This window comes from Rhizobium sp. SVR5-2C (genome assembly GCF_056755115.1).
In genome coordinates this window covers 1-17,853 of record NZ_JBNDHT010000141.1, presented here as the reverse complement: position 1 = coordinate 17,853, position 17,853 = coordinate 1, and the positions used below count along the sequence as shown (strand labels likewise).

Genomic DNA, 17,853 nt, shown 5'->3' with positions numbered 1-17,853 from the left:
TTGGTCCCTGTGACAAGCACAGGGATGAGGGAAGTGAGGCTGGCGCGCACGGCGAGACAAGCCGTTGGGGCTTCTTCTCCATGAAAGATTTCGACGAACAATGGCGGCCGTGGTGCTGCATCAGGACGGCAATATGAACATCGATTTGAAGGGCAGGATCGCACTCGTCACCGGTGCATCGCGCGGCATCGGTTATTTCACGGCGCTGGAACTTGCGAAGGCGGGAGCACACGTTATCGCCTGCGCCCGCACGGTCGGCGGCCTCGAGGACCTCGACGATGCGATCAAGGCCGTGGGCGGCACGGCGACGCTGGTTCCCTTCGATCTCGCCGACATGAACGCCATCGACGCGCTCGGCGCCTCGATCTTCGAGCGCTGGGGCAAGCTCGATATCCTGGTCGCCAATGCCGGCGTGCTCGGCGTGATTTCGCCGATCGGCCATATCGAGGCGAAGGTCTTCGAGAAGGTGATGAACATCAACGTGACGGCGACGTGGCGGTTGATCCGCTCCGTCGATCCTTTGCTGGCGCGTTCCGACGCCGGCCGCGCGGTCATCATGTCGTCGGGCGCTGCCCATAAGTGCAGGCCATTCTGGGGCGTCTACTCCGCGTCCAAGGCGGCTGTCGAGGCGTTGGCCCGGACCTGGGCCGGCGAAACACAGCGCACGCCGCTCCGCGTCACCAGCGTCGACCCCGGCGCGACGCGCACCGCGATGCGCGCCCAGGCGGTGCCCGGCGAAGATCCGGAAACGCTTCCGCATCCTTCCGAAGTCGCCAAGGCGATCCTGCCGCTCGTCGGCCCCGATGTCACCGAAACGGGCAAGCTGTTCGTCGTGCGCGAGAACAAGCTCGTGGACTACCGGCTGCCGGAGTAAGAGGGGCGGCTACTTCTTCGCTGCCAAGGAAGTAAACAGAGCCGCGAATGGTGTTTGCGATGGGCATAGCGCATTGAGGTCGACCGGCCCCTGAATGCCATCAAGCGTCCCGTTGTCAGCAAATTGCCATATCGACCACTGGCCGCAATCCTTCCGACCTGGCTCCTTTGCTATGCTCCGCAGCCACAGATAGTGATCCGGGAACCTCGCTTCGTTGCCCTTCAGGTACTGATCGAAGAATTCCTGGTTGAGATAGAAGATCGGCTTGCCGGAGTAACTCCCCTTCAGCTCGGTGACGAATGCGTTGATCTCGGCGCTCAGCTCTTCGAGGGTCGGAACCTTGCCGCAATTGCCGGTGAACTCGAGATCGATCGCGATCGGCAACGTGCCCAGCTCCACGGGAACCGTCGCCAGCAGATTCTGCGCCTGCTCACGGCCGGGGCGGCAGAAGGTGAAGAAATGATACGCCCCGCGCACGATGCCGGCGTCTTTCGCAGCCTGCCAGTTCTCCACAAAGAGCCGGTCCCGGTGATCACCGCCCTCAGTCGCCTTCATGATGGCAAAGCGGACATTCGGCTGGGCAGCGAGCCTCTTCCAATCGATGCTGCCCTGATGATGACTGATGTCGATTCCCTGAATGGGATAGTTTTCCAGCGACGGAGGAGTGAAACGAAACATTGCGCGATCGTAGGCCAGATACAGCGCGGATGCGACTGCCAGAATGACGATGCCGATAATGGAGCGGCGCGCTGTTTTCCTCACGTGGCATCCCTGCAGAAATTCAGCTCTTCTCTAGCACGTTTGCGCGGGTGGCGCGCCCCGGCTTTGCGCTTGCGCTTCGGGCGTTCGTCGCTGCAATCGATTCACTGGATCGATTGCTCCGGCCGACGCCGGACCGCTCCTCACCCCCTTGACCAAACACCGTTCCCGCGCCATAAAACCCGCCATGAAAACGGTTATCTGCATCATCTGCCGGAAGATTATTCGCTAGCGCGCTCGCTGGCCTGGCCGTTTTCGTCTCCCAGATACGCAAAGATGAGAAACGCCCCGGCCCGCCGGTGCCGGTATTTTTCGGATCATCGCATTTGGGAGAATAGACATGGCCGGCCAGCCGGAACTCAAGCTGTACAACACGCTGACGCGCGAGAAGACGGATTTCGTCCCGATCGACCCGCGGAATGTCCGCATGTATGTCTGCGGCCCGACCGTCTATGATTTCGCCCATATCGGCAATGCGCGCCCGATCATCGTCTTCGACGTGCTCTTCAGGCTGCTCCGGCACGTCTATGGCGCCGAACACATCACCTATGCGCGCAACATCACCGACGTCGATGACAAAATCAACGCGCGGGCGCTGCGCGATTATCCCGGCCTGCCGCTGAACGAGGCGATCCGCGCCGTCACCGAAAAGACGGAAAAACAGTTCCTCGACGACGCCAGGATGCTTGGCTGCCTCGACCCGACCGTCCAGCCGCGCGCCACCGACAGCATCCCGCAGATGATCGAGATCATCGAGAAGCTGATTGCCAAGGGCCATGCCTATCAGGCGGGCGGCGAAGTGCTGTTCGACACCAGATCCATGGCGGATTACGGCGCGCTTTCGAAGCGCAATCTCGACGAGCAGCAGGCAGGTGCCCGCATCGCCGTCGACGCGCACAAGAAAAGCCCCGGCGATTTCGTTCTCTGGAAACTTTCGACCGAAATCGAGCCCGGCTGGGAAAGCCCCTGGGGCCGAGGCCGCCCCGGCTGGCATATCGAGTGCTCGGCGATGAGCGAACGCTACCTCGGCGAGGTCTTCGACATTCACGGCGGCGGGCTGGACCTGATCTTCCCGCACCACGAGAACGAGATTGCGCAATCGCGTTGCGCGCATGGCACGGATGTCATGGCGAATATCTGGATGCACAACGGCTTCCTGCAGGTCGAAGGCCGCAAGATGTCGAAGTCCGAAGGCAATTTCGTCACCATCTATGAACTGCTGCACACCGAGACATTCGGCGGCCGGAAATGGCCGGGCGAAGTGCTGCGGCTCGCGATGCTGATGACGCATTACCGCGAGCCGATCGACTTTTCGGTCAAGCGACTTGAGGAGGCGGAACGCTTGCTGTCGAAGTGGCCCGTGGCGGACGCCCGCACAGCGGCACCAGATCCAGCTGTGCTGAATGCGCTCGCCGACGATCTGAACACGGTTGCCGCCGTTCAGGCGCTTCATGCGCTGGCGCAATCCGGCGATGCGGCCGTTTTCGCCGCAAGTGCCGCCCTTCTCGGGATTCAGCCGAAAAAGACGGAAGTCGATGAGGCGGTCGCCGCAGAAATCGACGCCCGCGTGCGTGCGCGACTCGAGTTGCTGAAGGCGAAAAATTTCGCCGAGGCCGACAAGATCCGCGAAACGCTTGCCGCCGAGGGAATCCAGCTTAAGGACGGCAAGGACCCGGCGACCGGCGAGCGGGTGACGACCTGGGAGGTGAAGCGGTAATATGGGACGGGCGGCGGCATATACCCCCCTCTGGCCTGCCGGGCATCTCCCCCACAAGGGGGGAGATCGGCAAGACGTGCCGGCTTCCCGGAATATTGATCGCACTCCGAACAGCTTCGGCCATCCGAGGCCTTTGTTCAGGGCGGGAGTTCGCTACTATCCGATCTCCCCCCTTGTGGGGGAGATGCCCGGCAGGGCAGAGGGGGGTGCCCCCTCACTTCAGAGCAAGGAGCACGGCATGCCGCATGCACCGGTTCCGCCGCAACGGCGCGCGAACGCCCGGCGCATGCGCAAGACGATGACGGATGCCGAGCTTCGTCTCTGGAACGAACTTCGCGCGCACCGCCTGATGGGTTTGAGCTTTCGGCGACAGATGCCGGTCGCCGGCTATGTTGCCGATTTCGCCTGTCCGGAACATCGCCTGATTGTTGAGATCGACGGTTCGCAGCATGCATTGGCGCCGAACGCTCTCCATGACGATGTGCGCCGCGTGCGCCTGGAGCGGGACGGCTGGACAGTTCTTCGTTTCTGGAATGACGACGTACTCAAGAATATCGACAACGTCTGCCTGCATATCCTGCGCGTCATAGGAAAGGATCGGGCATGAGCAAGATCTACACCGGCGGCTGCCAGTGCGGTGCCGTCCGCTTCCGGGTGGACGGCGAGCTTACGCACTCGTCGATCTGTCACTGCCGCATGTGCCAGAAGGCGTTTGGCAGCTACTATGCGCCGCTGGTTTCGGTGCGCGGGGCCGATCTTGTTTGGACGCGCGGCGAACGGAAAAAATTCCGATCGTCCAATTTCGTCGAGCGCGGCTTCTGCGCAGACTGTGGCACGCCGCTAACCTATGAGGCGCCGGATGGGCTGGCGATCGCTGCAGGCGCCTTCGACGATCCGGCCCTGCTGCCGCCGACGATCCAATACGGCATCGAAGGTAAGCTGCCGTTTACGGATAGCCTGCACGAGCTTCCCGGAATGCGGACGGAGGACGATGCCGAGGCGGCCGAATTCATCAATGAGGTCATCTCCTACCAACATCCCGATCACGACACGACCCACTGGCCATCCGGAGCACAGACATGAGCGAACCCATTCGAACGGGCGGGTGTCAGTGCGGCGCCGTGCGCTTCCGCATCAGCGGCAAGCTGGGGCGTCCGTCGATCTGCCATTGCCGCATGTGCCAGAAGCAGTTCGGCGGCTTCTTTTCCGCGCTCGTCACGGCGCCGGATGAAGGCATGGAATGGACGCGCGGCGAGCCGAGCTATTTCCAGTCCTCGGTCAATATCGACCGCGGCTTCTGCAGCAACTGCGGCACGCCGATGACCTACCGGCATCCCGGCGGGCTGGAGCTTGCCATCGGCACCTTCGACGATCGCAGTGATCTCGCGCCGCAGATCCAGGTCAACTACGACTCACGCCTGCCCTGGGTCGAAACGATCTTCGAGGCTCCGGTCCACAAGGACCAGGATTTCTATTCCCGGCAGGAGCAGATCATCTCCTTCCAGCATCCCGATCACGATACCAAGACATGGCCCGAGAAAGGCTTGAAGATATGACCGAAGTCCTGCGTACCCTCTATCCCGAAATCGAACCCTATGCGTCGGGCCATCTCGATGTCGGCGGCGGTCACAAGATCTATTGGGAGCGCTCGGGTACGCCCGGCGCCAAGCCTGCCGTCTTCCTGCATGGCGGCCCGGGCGGCGGTTTTTCGGCGGTCCATCGCAGGCTCTTAGACCCGAAGCTCTACGATGTCCTGCTGTTCGACCAGCGCGGCTGCGGCAAGTCCACCCCGCATGCAAGCCTCGAGGCCAATACGACCTGGGATCTCGTCGCCGACATCGAGCGGCTGCGCGAGATGGTTGGAGTCGACAAGTGGCTGGTCTTCGGCGGCTCCTGGGGTTCGACGCTGGCGCTTGCCTATGCCGAAAAGCATCCCGAGCGGGCTTCCGAACTCGTCGTCCGCGGCATCTATACGCTGACCAAGGCCGAGCTCGACTGGTACTATCAGTTCGGCGTCTCGGAGATGTTCCCGGACAAATGGGAGCGCTTCATCGCACCGATCCCGCCGGAAGAGCGCCACGAGATGATGCAGGCCTATAATCGGAGGCTGACTGGCGCCGACCGGGCCGTTGCGCTCGAAGCCGCCCATGCCTGGAGCATCTGGGAAGGCGAGACGATCACGTTGCTGCCGGAAAAATCGACCAGCGGCAAGTTCGAGGAAGCGGAATTCGCCTATGCGTTTGCCCGCATCGAAAACCACTTCTTCGTCAATGCCGGCTGGCTGGAGGAAGGGCAACTGATCCGCGACGCCCACAAGCTGAAGGACATTCCGGGCGTCATCGTCCATGGCCGCTACGACATGCCCTGCCCCGCCCGCTTCGCCTGGGCGCTGCACAAGGCCTGGCCGACGGCGGAATTCCATCTGATCGAAGGCGCGGGCCACGCGTTTTCGGAGCCCGGCATTCTGGATCGGCTGATCCGGGCAACCGACAAATTCGCCGGAAAGTAACAAGTGCCTTCGAGGCCGACGGAACCAACATCATGACACGCGAAAAAATCTACCTCTTCGACACGACGCTCCGGGACGGGCAGCAGACGCCCGGCATCGACTTTTCGGTCGAGGACAAGATTGCGATCGCGACCATTCTGGACGAGTTCGGCCTCGACTATGTCGAGGGCGGATATCCGGGGGCGAACCCGACGGATACGGCGTTCTTCGGCGAGAAGCGCACCGGCCAGGCAAGTTTCGTTGCTTTCGGCATGACGAAGCGGCCCGGAGTTTCAGCCTCCAACGATCCGGGGCTTGCGGCGCTGCTGCAGGCAAAGAGCGATGCGATCTGCTTCGTCGCCAAGAGCTGGGACTACCACGTCGAAGTCGCGCTCGGATGCACCAAAGAGGAAAACCTCGAATGCATCGCCGAAAGCGTGAAGGCAGCGGTTGCTGCCGGCAAGGAGGCAATGGTCGACTGCGAGCACTTCTTCGACGGATACAAGGCCAACCCCGCCTATGCGCTCGCCTGCGCGAAGACGGCCTATGCAGCCGGCGCCCGCTGGGTCGTGCTCTGCGACACCAACGGCGGGGCGCAGCCTCCCGAAATCCGAGCCATCGTCGAAGCGGTGATTTCGACAGGCGTTCCCGGTGACTGTCTGGGCATCCACGCGCATAACGATACGGGCCAGGCCGTCGCCAATTCGCTGGCAGCCATCGAGGGAGGCGCCCGTCAGATCCAGGGGACGCTGAACGGCATCGGCGAGCGTTGCGGCAATGCCAATCTGGTGACGCTGATCCCGACACTCGCCCTCAAGGACACCTACAGCACGCGCTTCGAAACCACCATCGATGCCGAACGGCTCACGAATTTCACGCGCCTGTCCCACGCTTTCGACGAGCTCCTGAACCGTTCGCCGGATCACCAGATGCCTTATGTCGGCGCTTCGGCTTTCGCGACGAAGGCCGGCATCCATGCCTCCGCCCTGCTCAAGGATCCGCGCACTTACGAACACGTGCCGCCGGAAAGCGTCGGCAACTTCCGCAAGGTCATGGTGTCCGACCAGGGCGGCAAGGCGAACTTCATCAACGTGCTCAAACGCCGCGGCATCGAGGTCGCCAAGGACGATCCGAAGCTGGACCGGCTGATCTCCATCGTCAAGGAACGGGAAGCCTCGGGCTATGCCTATGAGGGCGCGGATGCAAGCTTCGAGCTGCTTGCCCGCCGTACGCTCGGCACCATTCCGGAATTCTTCTCGGTCGAAGGTTTCCGGGTGATGGTCGAGCGCCGCTTCGATTCCCACGGACGGGTGAAGATCGTCTCGGAGGCCGTCGTGAAAATCGTCATCGAGGGCCACACGATCATGTCGGTGGCCGAAGGCGACGGCCCGGTCAACGCGCTCGACCTGGCACTGCGCAAGGATTTCGGCAAGTACCAGCATGAAATCGACGATCTCGTGCTTGCCGACTTCAAGGTGCGCATCCTCAACGGCGGCACGGAGGCGATCACGCGCGTTCTCATCGAATCCACCGACTCGAGCGGCGTGCGCTGGTGGACGGTCGGCGTGTCGGAAAATATCATCGATGCCTCCTTCCAGGCGCTGATGGATTCCGTCATCTACAAGCTGATGAAGAACCGGCAGCTGGCGGGTAAGATCGCGGCGGAGTGAACTGGAGAGGTTCAAAACCGCTGCACATTCATTCACCGAAATGAATTGGCCTATTCATGCCGCTTGGGTTAATCGGGTCCATAACCAGAACAAATATGGAAACACCCCCGATGTCTGCCGAGGCGAGCCAACCTGCCATCAAGAACGAGGATAGCGCACGCGGCTTCGCCTTCGCACTGACGGCCTATTTTCTGTGGGGCTTCCTGCCCTTCTACATGAAGGCCGTGGCGCATATCTCGCCGGCGGAGGTGATCGCGCACCGCATTATCTGGTCTGTGCCTTTGGCAGGCGCCGTGCTGTTCGCCCTCGGGCGCACGCAAGACATTGCCATCGCGCTGCGCTCGCCGCGCATGCTGGCGATGGCGGCGCTGACGGCGTCACTCATCACCGTCAACTGGGGCACTTATGTCTGGGCGATCGGGGCCGGCCATGCGCTCGATGCCGCGCTCGGTTATTTCATCAACCCGTTGTTCAGCATCTTCCTCGCTGCCGTCCTGCTCAAGGAGAGGCTGCAGCCTCTTCAGATCGCAGCGATCTGCCTTGCCGGCATCGCTGTCATCGTGCTTGCCATCGACAGCGGTGGCATTCCCTGGGTTGCGTTGGTGCTCGCCGTCACCTGGGGTTTCTACGCTCTCTTGCGCAAGACGCTGCCGCTCGGCCCCAATCAGGGCTTCTTCCTCGAAGTGCTGATCCTCAGCTTACCGGCCCTGCTCTACATCCTCTATATGGAGCTCGGTAGCGGCGAGGGTCACCTCTACCGCACCGGCCTCGCCGATACAGCGCTGCTGCTCGGCTGCGGCCTGATCACCGCCGTGCCGCTGATGATCTATGCAAACGGCGCCAAGCTGCTCCGGCTGTCGACGATCGGCATCATGCAGTATATCGCGCCGACGATGATCTTCCTGATCGCCATCTTCGCCTTTCACGAGCCGCTCGGCACTGCACGCATGATCGCCTTCCCGCTCATCTGGGCAGGCCTCGTGCTTTATACGTGGTCGATGCTGAACGCGACGCGCGGGCGCTAAGCAGGTCTCCGGAAAGTGGGGACCGGTTTCGGGCTAAGGCATGCGCGAAAACAAAGGAATTAAGCGCTAAGCGATTCTGAAAGATCGCGACGCGCTTTAGCCCGTCCTTACATCTTCGAAATTACGGCATCCTCCCCCTCACGGTCGGCAGCGAGTTCCGCTGCCTGCGCCATGATGGCGGGGATGATTCCAGAAATATCGTCGATGACCAGCGGCTGGACCCTGTGAGCCGTGTGGACGAAGCCCTCTTCCGTCATGTGCCGCATCAGCTCCATCATCGGATCCCAGAAGCCCTTGATGTTGGCGAACACCATCGGCTTCTCGTGGCGGGCAAGCTGAGCCCATGTCATGATCTCGACGATTTCTTCCAGCGTGCCGATCCCGCCCGGAAGCGCCACGAAGGCGTCGGAACGCTCGAACATCATATGTTTGCGCGTATGCATGTCCGGCGTTACAATAAGTTCGTTGAGCTGGCCGAGGGAATGGCGAGTCGCCTCCATGTCGATCAGGAATTCGGGGATGATGCCGGTCACCTGCCCCCCATTGGAAAGCACGCCGCTCGCAACAGCGCCCATGATGCCCTTGGTGCCGCCGCCATAGATGAGGCGGAGGCCGTATTCGGCGATTTCCTTGCCGAATGCACGCCCGGCAGCCATGTACGCTGCGTCTCCTCCGGGCCTTGAGCCGCAGTAAACGCAGATCGACTGAATCGAATGAGATTGATCGTTCATAGGGGCAAACAACTATTCCATGCCTCAGCAGTCAAGAAAAATGAAAGAAAAGCTGCGCGTTGAGCCTGCGTTATTGCTTTGAATGCTTGTGCAAAGCAACGGGAATCGCTAGCAATTTTTGATGTACCGGCACATTTTGCCGCCTGGGGAGACGTAATGATGAGAAACCGCGCCGGCTTGCTGGCCTTTGCAGTGCTTGGAATTGCAATCCTTTTGATGGTCTTCGTGGTCATGCCCCGGATCGGCGACGATGCGTCAAAAATCGGCGATGCCATCAATCAAGCAGGCTCCCAGGTCAAGAACACGGTACAAGAAGCCGGCAAGACCACGCGTAACGCGGCTGCCGACGCGGCTGCTACGACCGAAAAGGTCGGCCGTCTTGCCGCCGACGCAGGTCAGTCTCTCACGCAACTTAAGGCACTCTTCGCAGACGGCAAGGGTCCGACGGCCGAAGCATTCGGCGCCGCCAGGACAAAGGCGACAGACTCGTTGAAGGCGCTCGCCGATTTCGCAATTCCCGACGGCTCCGATCCGGCGACGACGGCCACCGTCACGAAAGCCAAGGACGGCGCCGCAAAGGCGCTGGTCATCGTTCAAAACCTGCCGGAAAATATCGCCGACGCGCTTGCCGCACTCGTAAAGGCCGAGGCGGCACTCTCCGGCGCGGCCGAGAGCCAGCCTGCGGCGAACGCCCCTGCAGCCGAGGCCACTTCCGGACCCAAGCTTCCCGCTTTCGACGTCCTGCGCGTAGAGCCGGATGGCTCGACCGTGATCGCCGGTTCCGCCGCGCCGAACAGCAAGCTTGAAATTTTCGACGGCGACAAGCTGGTTACGACCACCGAAGTCGGCCCGACTGGTGATTTTGCCGCTGTTCTCGACAATCCGCTGGCGCCGGGCGACCACCAGATCGTACTCAAGGCAACCGGCAAGGACGGCAAGAGCCAGACCTCCGAAGAAGTCGCGACCGTTTCGGTGCCGAAGGACGGCAGCGGATCCGAACTGCTGGCCATGGTTTCCAAGCCCGGCGCGGCAAGCCGCATCATTACGGCGCCGAAGGCCGAGACTCCGGCGGCTGCGGCCGCGACACAGCCGGCTGCGCCCGCGACAGGCGAACAGTTAGCCTCAACACAGCCGCCTGCCGTGGTGGCTGGCTCGGCCGATATCGCCAGTACGGCACCGGCGGTTTCAACCTCACCGCAGGCGGATGGCAATGCTGCACCTTCGGCACCTGCCGAAGTGATGGTCAACGCCGTCGAGATCGAAGGCAAGAAGATCTTCGTCGCCGGTAGTGCCAAGGCAAATGCAACTGTACTTGCCTATGCCGACGACAAGCTGATCGGCAAGGCGACAGCCGGTGCCGACGGCCATTTCGTCATCGACGGCGCCATGGATCTCTCCGTCGGAGATCACAAGATCCGCGTCGATGTCGTCGATGGCAGCGGCAAGGTTCTGATTCGGGCCTCCGTCAATTTCAACCGCCCGGCAGGCGACCAGGTCACGGTCGCGGCACAGCCCGCCAGCCCGGCTGCAGACGGCGCAGAGGCGATGGTTCCCCTCGACGAAGGCGAACTGGGCAAGCTGAAGACCGATGCGAGCAAGGCATTCGCGCTGCTGAAGGGTCTCTATGCCGAGGGCAAGGTTCCCAGCGACGAGCAGCTCGCGGCTGCACGCTCTGCAACGGAATTTGCCCTCAGTTCCATCGCTGAATTCCTTCCGGCAGCGAACGCAACGCCTGCCTTCAAGCAGGCCGCCGGCACCGCGTCGCAGTCCGCCTCCAGTGCGCTTGCAATGCTTCATGCCCTGCCAACGGATGCGACGTCGGTAGGCGCTGCCCTGGACAAGCTTGGAACGATGATCGACGGATTTGCGTCCGCACCGGAGGCGACCAGTGCACCGACTCCCAATGAAGTCGCCACCAGCGACCCGAGCCAACCGAAGACGATCGAGCAGGCGCCGCTGACAGCGAGCAACAGCACGGTCATCATCCGCCGCGGCGATACGCTCTGGCAGATTTCGCGCCGCGTTTACGGCCTCGGCGTCCGCTATACGACGATCTACATGGCAAACGAGGCCCAGATCGTTAATCCGGACCGTATTCTGCCTGGTCAGATTTTCGGCGTGCCCAAGGACGCTTTGCCGAACGCCGAGGAGCTTCATCGCAAGCGTCTTTCTGGCCATCATCTCTAGACGTTAGACCAGCCATCATCCGCCTGCCGCTACCTTCTCCCCGCCGGGGAGAAGGTAAACGCTCTGACGCCCGACCTTAGCATTGTATTCGTCCGCCCCTTGGCCTATGTGGCGGGGACGGCGATCCTGTCTGCGGAGGCTCAATCGGGCATCTCCGCTTTTTGCACGTTTGCCGTACTGAAACGCCGCTTTCGCGGGCAGGCCCAATCGGGCTGGAGATAGACATGGCAAACGGCAAGACAGTCTCGGACTCCAAACTCCTCCGCACGCTCCTCAATCTTTGGCCCTACATGTGGCCGGCCGGCCGGCCGGATCTGAAGATGCGCGTCGTCTGGGCGTCGGTTTACCTGCTGGTCTCCAAATTCGTTCTGCTGCTTGTCCCCTATTTCTTCAAATGGTCGACCGATGCCCTGAATGGCAGGATGGATCTTTCCGGAACCCTGCCGCCGCTTCTCGCCGGCGCGACCGCGCTGGTCATCGCCTATAACCTCACGCGCCTGATCCAGCTCGGACTGAACCAGCTTCGCGATGCGCTCTTTGCCAGCGTCGGACAGTATGCCGTCCGCCAGCTCGCCTACCGGACCTTTGTGCATATGCACGAGCTGTCGCTGCGCTTCCATCTGGAGCGCAAGACCGGCGGACTGTCGCGCATCATCGAGCGCGGCACCAAGGGTATCGAGACGATCGTGCGTTTCACGATCCTGAACTCGGTACCGACCGTCATCGAATTCCTGCTGACGGCCGTTATCTTCTGGTTGGGCTACGGCTTCTCCTATCTTGCCGTCACCGCGTTCACCGTCTGGGCCTATATCTGGTTCACGATCCGCGCATCCGATTGGCGCATCGCCATCCGCCGGGCGATGAACGACAGCGATACCGACGCCAACACCAAGGCGATCGATTCGCTCCTGAACTTCGAAACCGTGAAATACTTCGGCAACGAGGAGATGGAGGCCAAGCGCTTCGACAAATCGATGGAGCGCTATGAAAAGGCGGCAACCGAAGTCTGGACCTCGCTCGGCTGGCTGAACTTCGGTCAGGGCGTCATCTTCGGCCTCGGCACGACGGTCATGCTCGTGCTCTCGGCCTTCGCCGTGCAGCGCGGCGAGCAGACTATCGGCGACTTCGTTTTCGTCAACTCCATGCTGCTTCAGCTTGCCGTGCCGCTGAATTTCATCGGCTTCGTCTACCGCGAAATCCGCCAGGGCATCACGGATATCGAGCATATGTTCGACCTGCTCGACGTGAAGGCCGAAGTGACGGATGCGCAGGATGCGACCCCGCTCAAGATCGGCCAGGGCGCAATCAACTTCAAGGACGTGCATTTCTCCTATGACCCTGCTCGTCCGATCCTCAAGGGCATCTCCTTTGAAGTGCCGGCCGGCAAGACCGTCGCGGTCGTCGGTCCGTCCGGCGCCGGCAAATCGACGCTTTCCCGGCTGCTCTACCGTTTCTACGACATCCAGAGCGGGGCAATCACCGTCGATGGCCAGGATATCCGCCGCGTCACTCAGAAAAGCCTTCGCACGGCGATCGGCATGGTTCCGCAGGATACGGTGCTTTTCAACGATACCGTCGCCTATAACATCCGCTACGGCCGCCCCTCGGCCAGCGACGCCGAAGTGAAGACGGCCGCGGAAATTGCGCAGATCGCGCATTTCATCGATCTAATGCCGGAGGGCTTCGAGACCAAGGTCGGCGAGCGGGGATTGAAGCTTTCGGGCGGCGAGAAGCAGCGCGTCGCAATCGCCCGCACCATCCTGAAGGCTCCGCCGATCCTGATCCTCGACGAGGCGACATCGGCGCTCGACACGACGACAGAGCGGGAGATACAGGCCGCACTCGACGTCGTTTCGAAGAACCGCACGACGCTAGTCATCGCTCACCGCCTGTCGACTGTCATCGGCGCGGACGAGATCATCGTCTTGAAGAGCGGCGAAATCGCCGAGCGCGGCACGCATACGGCTCTGCTGGAAAAGAACGGCCTCTACGCCTCCATGTGGAACCGCCAGCGCGAAGCGACACAGGCTGAAGAACATCTGAAGCAGGTGCGCGAAAGCGACGACATGGGCGTTGTTTCTCGCCTTGCTCCGGCAACGTAGCGCGAACCAAACCGTCACTCTGCCGTTTTGTTGTTTAGAACCACGCATCATGAAGGCTAAGCCGGACGCGGTGGCATTGCCCCCGCATGACTTTTTCTGTAACCGGAACGAAAAGCGCGAGGAGACCAGCGTCTATGAGCTTGCTCAATACCGTTCGAAATACGATCGTTCCGGTGCACAAGGAAGGCTATGTGTTCGTCGCGGCCTTCTTCGTAGCCTCGCTGATCCTTGGCTGGATCTACGAGCCGCTCTTCTGGATCGGCCTCGTTCTAACGGTTTGGTGCGCCTATTTCTTCCGCGATCCCGAGCGCATGACGCCGCAGGACGATGATCTCGTGATCTCACCGGCCGATGGCAAGGTTTCCTCGGTCCAGATGGTGACGCCGCCTGCCGAGCTGAGCCTCGGCCACGAGCCGATGCTTCGCATCTCGGTCTTCATGAACGTGTTCAACTGCCACGTGAACCGCGCGCCGATGCGTGGCCGCGTGGTGAGCATCAACTACCGGTCGGGCAGCTTCGTGAATGCCGAACTCGACAAGGCGAGCGAAGACAACGAGCGCAACGGCCTCGTGATCGAAACAAGTCACGGCCAGATCGGCGTCGTGCAGATCGCAGGCCTCGTCGCTCGCCGCATTCTCTGCTGGGCAAACACGAACGAGCCGCTGGATGCCGGCGAGCGCTTCGGTCTCATCCGCTTCGGCTCGCGGGTTGACGTATTCCTCCCGGCCGGTGCCGTGGCGCGCGTTGCCGTGGGTCAGACAGCGATAGCCGGCGAAACCGTGTTGGCCGAATTCGGTTATCCCAAGGGACCGGTCATCAGCCGCCGCAGCTAGAACGAATGGAGCGCGATATGCAAACGCCTTTCCCGCCCTTCGAACCGAACGGCCCGAACGACTCGGCGCGCGGCCCGCGGCTGCGTGAGATCCCGCTGCGCCTTGTGGTTCCCAATCTCATCACCATCCTGGCAATCTGCGCCGGCCTCACCGGTATCCGGCTCGCCTTCGAGAATCGCTACGAACTGGCGGTGATCATGGTGCTGATCGCCGCCTTTCTCGACGGGATCGACGGGCGTGTGGCGCGACTGATGAAGGCGACCTCCAAGTTCGGCGCGCAGATGGATTCCTTGGCCGATATCGTCAATTTCGGCGTCGCGCCCGCTCTCGTGGTCTATGTTTTCGCCCTGGACGGGGCGCGTTCCATCGGCTGGATCGCTGCTCTGATCTATGCGATCGCCGCGGGCCTGCGCCTCGCCCGCTTCAACGTCATGGCCGAGCGGGAAAACCGGGCGCCCTGGCAGTCCGAATATTTCGTCGGTGTCCCCGCGCCTGCCGGCGCCATGCTGGTGCTCCTGCCCGTCTATCTCGGCTTCCTCGGTCTCACGACGGACCGCACCTTCGCCTATATCTCGTCCGCCTATACCGTTCTCATCGCCTTCCTGCTCATCAGCCGCCTGCCCGTCTGGTCCGGCAAGTCGGAGGGCAACCGGCTGCGGCGTGATCTGGTGCTGCCGATGATGCTCGGAGTGGTGCTCTATGTCGCTCTGCTGATGAGCTTCACCTGGGAAGTCATGGTGTTCACGGTCGTCGTCTATCTGCTCTCCCTCCCCTTCGGAGCACGCAAGTGGAAGCAGAAATACGGAACGCTCACGATCGAAGAGCCGGGCGTTGGCGACGACGATATCGGCCGCCACATCTAATCCACTACGCTCTCGGTAAGTGATCACGAACGCGTGGCGTTGGCGTCAAACCTCGCGCAATGTGGTCGGCGGACACAATTCCTGATTGGCCATGCCTCGATTTTGTCGATGTTGGAGGCGAAAGAGCGAAGGGTAAGAGTCTGGAGTAGCACGTAAGGAGAGTATCGTGACCTCGATTAAGACTGGCCCGGCGGAACAAACGCACAAACCGGATCTCACTGCAAATTACCGGCCGCTCGGCCTGAGAGCCGTGCTGGCAGCCGCGCTGATGCTGAAGAGCAAGCCGCCCCTCGTCAAAAAGACCGCCTAGGTTCTCATCCTAAGCGGGCTTGAAAAAGCGGACGAGCAGACTGATTGCCAGCGGGCTCATGACGATCCCGATAATGACATCCAGGACCCGCCACGCGGCGGGTTTTGCGAAGACCGGCTGCAGCAGCCGCGCACCGTATCCCAACCCGAAAAACCACACGAACGAGGCGATCGCGGCGCCTGCTCCATAGGCGATCCGATCCGGCCCGTGATAGGCGGCTGACAGGCTGCCAAGTAGCAGGACCGTATCCAGATAGACGTGCGGGTTGAGGAAGGTGAAAGCAAGGCAGGTTGCGATCGCCGCTTTCAGTCCCAGTCCTTCCGGCGTGCCCGCCTTCATGGCACCTGGATGGAGCGAGCGGCGGAAGGCCATCACGGCATATGCGCCGAGAAAAATCGCGCCGCCCAGCGTGACGACCGAAATCAGCAGCGGCGACTGCGACACCAACGTTCCAAGACCGCCGACACCGGCGACGATCAGCAGTGCGTCCGACAGAGCACAGATCAGGCAGATGACGAAGACATGCGAGCGCAGCAATCCCCGGCGCAGCACGAAGGCATTTTGCGCGCCGATGGCAACGATGAGGGATGCGCCAAGAGAGAAGCCCGAGAGGGCAGCGGAGAAAGAGAACATAAATTTTCCGGGAGTGCTGAATGATGTGGAGATTTCAGAAGAGGCTGAGCTGGCCGTCGCCGGGCTTTCTGCCGGGCGGTTTCGGCGGCTTCTCGATGACGACCGGCATCTGCAGATCCGCCCCCATGTTGGCAACCTTGTTGACCTTGTCGGAAACGGGGATCGCTTCGAAGAAATCCTCCTCGGCAGGCTTCATCAGGTCGGCGACGTCGCGCGGCTCCTGCGTTTTGCAGTCGAGCCAGCGGGAGAAATCCTCAGGCTTGATGACGACCGGCATGCGATCGTGGATCGGCGCGATGGAAGCGTTCGCCGCCGTGGTCAGGATCGCGCCCGTATCGACCTCCGAACCGTCGGCCGAAGACCAGGTCTCCATCAGTCCGGCGAAGGCGACCACGCCGCCACGCCGGGGCTTGATCCAGTAGGCCTGCGAGCTCTCGCCGCTTTCCTTTGACGGGCGGTGCCACTCGTAAAAGCCGGAGGCCGGGACGAGCACCCGGCGATGGCGCATGGCGGCGCGGAAGGATGCCTTGCCGACAGCGGTTTCGGCCCGCGCGTTGATCAGCAGCGGAAACTCCTTCGGATCCTTCACCCAGGAGGGCGTGAAACCCCAACGCACGAGCACGGCACGGCGATCCGGCAGATTGCTGCCATTCTCCCGGGATTCGCCGGAAACGACGACGAGAATCGGCTGCGTCGGAGCAATATTATAGCGCGCGGGAAAGTCCTCGAGCTCCAACAGCCCAAGCAGTTCCTTCAGCTCTTCCGGGGTTAGCGTCAAGGCATAGCGTCCGCACATCGCCCTGTCTTTGCACCCTGTTTGGCGGTGGTCAAGGCTTGGGTCAGCTGCGCGGCCCGAAGAGGATGATCGCCGTTCCCGCAAGGCAGACGGTTGCGCCGCCGATATCCCAGCGGTCCGGTGTCCGGTTTTCCACCAGCCAGAGCCACAGAAGCGACGCAACGATATAAATGCCGCCATAGGCCGCGAAGATGCGCCCGGCCGCCTCGCTCGGCACCAGCGTCAACAGCCAGGCGAAAAGGGCAAGCGAAACCATGCCCGGCGCGAGCCACCAGATCGGCTTGCCCATCCCCAGCCATGCCCAGAAAGCGAAGCAGCCGGCGATTTCGAAAACCGCTGCAAGAGCATAAACGATGTATGTCAGAGCGCCCTTCCCTTCGATTCGGCGATTGAATATTCAAGACGAGAATACGGCAATCTTCGGCTGAGTGTAGAAACGGCATATCATGACTTCAAATCCAAGAGCAGCATCTTCGGCGATCCTCGAGCGCGACGGCCGCTTCCTTCTCGTGCTCCGCCGCAATCCTCCGTCCGCCGACATGTACGCCTTTCCCGGCGGCCGAGCCGAGGATGGCGAGACGCCGGATCAGACGGCACTGCGCGAATTCGAGGAGGAGACCGGCATCCGCGCCTTCAATCCCCGGCTCTTTGCGACCTACGACCTGAAGACCCACGCAGCCGACGGCAGTACCAGCAGTCATTTCTTCCTCTCGGTCTTCACAGTGGAGGCTGACCGGGGATCCGTGGCCGTCGCTTCAGACGACGCAGCCGCCCTCGGCTGGTACACTGTCGAGGAGATCCGCCGTCTGCCGGTGCCCCAATCGGTGCTTGAATGTGCCGAGCGGCTATCAAGCCAATAATAACG

Annotated in this window: 19 protein-coding genes; 14 read left to right on the top strand and 5 right to left on the bottom strand. The window is 61.7% G+C overall.

What is annotated here, in order from left to right; all coding sequences use genetic code 11:
• Positions 1-133: 133 nt before the first annotated feature.
• Positions 134-874 (top strand): SDR family NAD(P)-dependent oxidoreductase, encoded by a 741-nt coding sequence (locus ACPYOI_RS28980; RefSeq protein ID WP_481419019.1) that lies wholly within the window; start codon positions 134-136, stop codon positions 872-874.
• 9 nt (positions 875-883) lie between these two features.
• Here ACPYOI_RS28980 and ACPYOI_RS28975 read toward each other — a convergent pair whose 3' ends face one another.
• The gene (locus ACPYOI_RS28975) at positions 884-1,636 is read right to left on the bottom strand and encodes a glycoside hydrolase family 25 protein (RefSeq protein ID WP_481419020.1); all 753 of its coding nucleotides are present in this window, start codon (positions 1,634-1,636) and stop codon (positions 884-886) included.
• Positions 1,637-1,973: 337 nt separating this feature from the next.
• Here ACPYOI_RS28975 and cysS point away from each other — a divergent pair, with 337 nt between their 5' ends.
• From cysS to rarD, 7 genes are all read left to right on the top strand, one after another.
• Positions 1,974-3,350 (top strand): cysteine--tRNA ligase, encoded by a 1,377-nt coding sequence (gene cysS / locus ACPYOI_RS28970; RefSeq protein ID WP_481419021.1) that lies wholly within the window; start codon positions 1,974-1,976, stop codon positions 3,348-3,350.
• A 238-nt stretch (positions 3,351-3,588) separates the two neighbouring features.
• The gene (locus tag ACPYOI_RS28965) at positions 3,589-3,957 is read left to right on the top strand and encodes an endonuclease domain-containing protein (protein ID WP_481419022.1); all 369 of its coding nucleotides are present in this window, start codon (positions 3,589-3,591) and stop codon (positions 3,955-3,957) included.
• On the top strand, positions 3,954-4,433 hold the full coding sequence (locus ACPYOI_RS28960) for a GFA family protein (protein WP_481419023.1): 480 nt from the start codon (positions 3,954-3,956) through the stop codon (positions 4,431-4,433). Before ACPYOI_RS28965 ends, ACPYOI_RS28960 begins: the two co-directional genes overlap by 4 nt.
• Entirely contained in the window at positions 4,430-4,906 is a 477-nt protein-coding gene (locus tag ACPYOI_RS28955) for a GFA family protein (protein WP_168829046.1), read from the top strand. The genes ACPYOI_RS28960 and ACPYOI_RS28955 overlap by 4 nt, the downstream gene beginning before the upstream one ends.
• Positions 4,903-5,859 (top strand): prolyl aminopeptidase, encoded by a 957-nt coding sequence (gene pip / locus ACPYOI_RS28950; RefSeq protein WP_481423715.1) that lies wholly within the window; start codon positions 4,903-4,905, stop codon positions 5,857-5,859. Before ACPYOI_RS28955 ends, pip begins: the two co-directional genes overlap by 4 nt.
• A gap of 32 nt (positions 5,860-5,891) precedes the next feature.
• Positions 5,892-7,508, top strand: a complete 1,617-nt coding sequence (gene cimA / locus ACPYOI_RS28945) for a citramalate synthase (RefSeq protein WP_481423714.1) — start codon at positions 5,892-5,894, stop codon at positions 7,506-7,508.
• A gap of 110 nt (positions 7,509-7,618) precedes the next feature.
• On the top strand, positions 7,619-8,533 hold the full coding sequence (gene rarD / locus ACPYOI_RS28940; RefSeq protein ID WP_481418955.1) for an EamA family transporter RarD: 915 nt from the start codon (positions 7,619-7,621) through the stop codon (positions 8,531-8,533).
• 107 nt (positions 8,534-8,640) lie between these two features.
• Here rarD and ACPYOI_RS28935 read toward each other — a convergent pair whose 3' ends face one another.
• Positions 8,641-9,264 (bottom strand): LOG family protein, encoded by a 624-nt coding sequence (locus ACPYOI_RS28935; RefSeq protein WP_168829042.1) that lies wholly within the window; start codon positions 9,262-9,264, stop codon positions 8,641-8,643.
• 156 nt (positions 9,265-9,420) lie between these two features.
• On the opposite strand from ACPYOI_RS28935, the gene ACPYOI_RS28930 reads away from it, so the two are divergent.
• From ACPYOI_RS28930 to ACPYOI_RS28910, 5 genes are all read left to right on the top strand, one after another.
• A complete protein-coding gene (locus tag ACPYOI_RS28930) occupies positions 9,421-11,451 on the top strand; it encodes a LysM peptidoglycan-binding domain-containing protein (RefSeq protein WP_481418956.1) in 2,031 nt (676 codons plus the stop codon).
• Between the two features lie 224 nt (positions 11,452-11,675).
• Positions 11,676-13,553, top strand: a complete 1,878-nt coding sequence (locus ACPYOI_RS28925) for an ABCB family ABC transporter ATP-binding protein/permease (RefSeq protein WP_481418957.1) — start codon at positions 11,676-11,678, stop codon at positions 13,551-13,553.
• 86 nt (positions 13,554-13,639) lie between these two features.
• On the top strand, positions 13,640-14,386 hold the full coding sequence (locus ACPYOI_RS28920; protein WP_281408072.1) for a phosphatidylserine decarboxylase: 747 nt from the start codon (positions 13,640-13,642) through the stop codon (positions 14,384-14,386).
• Between the two features lie 17 nt (positions 14,387-14,403).
• Positions 14,404-15,249 carry a CDP-diacylglycerol--serine O-phosphatidyltransferase gene (pssA, locus tag ACPYOI_RS28915; protein WP_168829038.1) on the top strand — a complete coding sequence of 282 codons (846 nt, stop codon included), beginning with the start codon at positions 14,404-14,406 and terminating at the stop codon, positions 15,247-15,249.
• A gap of 166 nt (positions 15,250-15,415) precedes the next feature.
• Positions 15,416-15,559 carry a hypothetical protein gene (locus ACPYOI_RS28910; protein WP_481418958.1) on the top strand — a complete coding sequence of 48 codons (144 nt, stop codon included), beginning with the start codon at positions 15,416-15,418 and terminating at the stop codon, positions 15,557-15,559.
• A 9-nt stretch (positions 15,560-15,568) separates the two neighbouring features.
• On the opposite strand, the gene ACPYOI_RS28905 is transcribed toward ACPYOI_RS28910, so the two are convergent.
• From ACPYOI_RS28905 to ACPYOI_RS28895, 3 genes are read right to left on the bottom strand one after another with little or no spacing between them, the layout of a single operon-like run.
• Entirely contained in the window at positions 15,569-16,192 is a 624-nt protein-coding gene (locus tag ACPYOI_RS28905; RefSeq protein WP_481423713.1) for a LysE/ArgO family amino acid transporter, read from the bottom strand.
• Between the two features lie 34 nt (positions 16,193-16,226).
• Complete coding sequence (locus tag ACPYOI_RS28900; protein ID WP_481418960.1) at positions 16,227-16,988, bottom strand: SOS response-associated peptidase; 762 nt, start codon at positions 16,986-16,988, stop codon at positions 16,227-16,229.
• A gap of 43 nt (positions 16,989-17,031) precedes the next feature.
• Complete coding sequence (locus ACPYOI_RS28895) at positions 17,032-17,352, bottom strand: YnfA family protein (protein ID WP_481418977.1); 321 nt, start codon at positions 17,350-17,352, stop codon at positions 17,032-17,034.
• Positions 17,353-17,434: 82 nt separating this feature from the next.
• On the opposite strand from ACPYOI_RS28895, the gene ACPYOI_RS28890 reads away from it, so the two are divergent.
• Positions 17,435-17,848, top strand: coding sequence for an NUDIX hydrolase (locus tag ACPYOI_RS28890; protein ID WP_481418961.1), 414 nt, complete (start codon positions 17,435-17,437; stop codon positions 17,846-17,848).
• Positions 17,849-17,853: the final 5 nt, after the last annotated feature.

What these genes read in the sequence shown, in the direction of transcription:
- ACPYOI_RS28955 (WP_168829046.1), top strand. Translation starts at nt 4,430, where the DNA reads ATGAGCGAACCCATTCGAACGGGCGGGTGTCAGTGCGGCGCCGTGCGC.
- ACPYOI_RS28980 (WP_481419019.1), top strand. Translation starts at nt 134, where the DNA reads ATGAACATCGATTTGAAGGGCAGGATCGCACTCGTCACCGGTGCATCG.
- pssA (WP_168829038.1), top strand. Translation starts at nt 14,404, where the DNA reads ATGCAAACGCCTTTCCCGCCCTTCGAACCGAACGGCCCGAACGACTCG.
- rarD (WP_481418955.1), top strand. Translation starts at nt 7,619, where the DNA reads ATGTCTGCCGAGGCGAGCCAACCTGCCATCAAGAACGAGGATAGCGCA.
- cysS (WP_481419021.1), top strand. Translation starts at nt 1,974, where the DNA reads ATGGCCGGCCAGCCGGAACTCAAGCTGTACAACACGCTGACGCGCGAG.
- ACPYOI_RS28920 (WP_281408072.1), top strand. Translation starts at nt 13,640, where the DNA reads ATGACTTTTTCTGTAACCGGAACGAAAAGCGCGAGGAGACCAGCGTCT.
- cimA (WP_481423714.1), top strand. Translation starts at nt 5,892, where the DNA reads ATGACACGCGAAAAAATCTACCTCTTCGACACGACGCTCCGGGACGGG.
- ACPYOI_RS28890 (WP_481418961.1), top strand. Translation starts at nt 17,435, where the DNA reads ATGACTTCAAATCCAAGAGCAGCATCTTCGGCGATCCTCGAGCGCGAC.
- ACPYOI_RS28960 (WP_481419023.1), top strand. Translation starts at nt 3,954, where the DNA reads ATGAGCAAGATCTACACCGGCGGCTGCCAGTGCGGTGCCGTCCGCTTC.
- ACPYOI_RS28965 (WP_481419022.1), top strand. Translation starts at nt 3,589, where the DNA reads ATGCCGCATGCACCGGTTCCGCCGCAACGGCGCGCGAACGCCCGGCGC.
- ACPYOI_RS28930 (WP_481418956.1), top strand. Translation starts at nt 9,421, where the DNA reads ATGATGAGAAACCGCGCCGGCTTGCTGGCCTTTGCAGTGCTTGGAATT.
- ACPYOI_RS28905 (WP_481423713.1), bottom strand. Translation starts at nt 16,192, where the DNA reads ATGTTCTCTTTCTCCGCTGCCCTCTCGGGCTTCTCTCTTGGCGCATCC.
- ACPYOI_RS28900 (WP_481418960.1), bottom strand. Translation starts at nt 16,988, where the DNA reads ATGTGCGGACGCTATGCCTTGACGCTAACCCCGGAAGAGCTGAAGGAA.
- ACPYOI_RS28925 (WP_481418957.1), top strand. Translation starts at nt 11,676, where the DNA reads ATGGCAAACGGCAAGACAGTCTCGGACTCCAAACTCCTCCGCACGCTC.
- ACPYOI_RS28935 (WP_168829042.1), bottom strand. Translation starts at nt 9,264, where the DNA reads ATGAACGATCAATCTCATTCGATTCAGTCGATCTGCGTTTACTGCGGC.
- pip (WP_481423715.1), top strand. Translation starts at nt 4,903, where the DNA reads ATGACCGAAGTCCTGCGTACCCTCTATCCCGAAATCGAACCCTATGCG.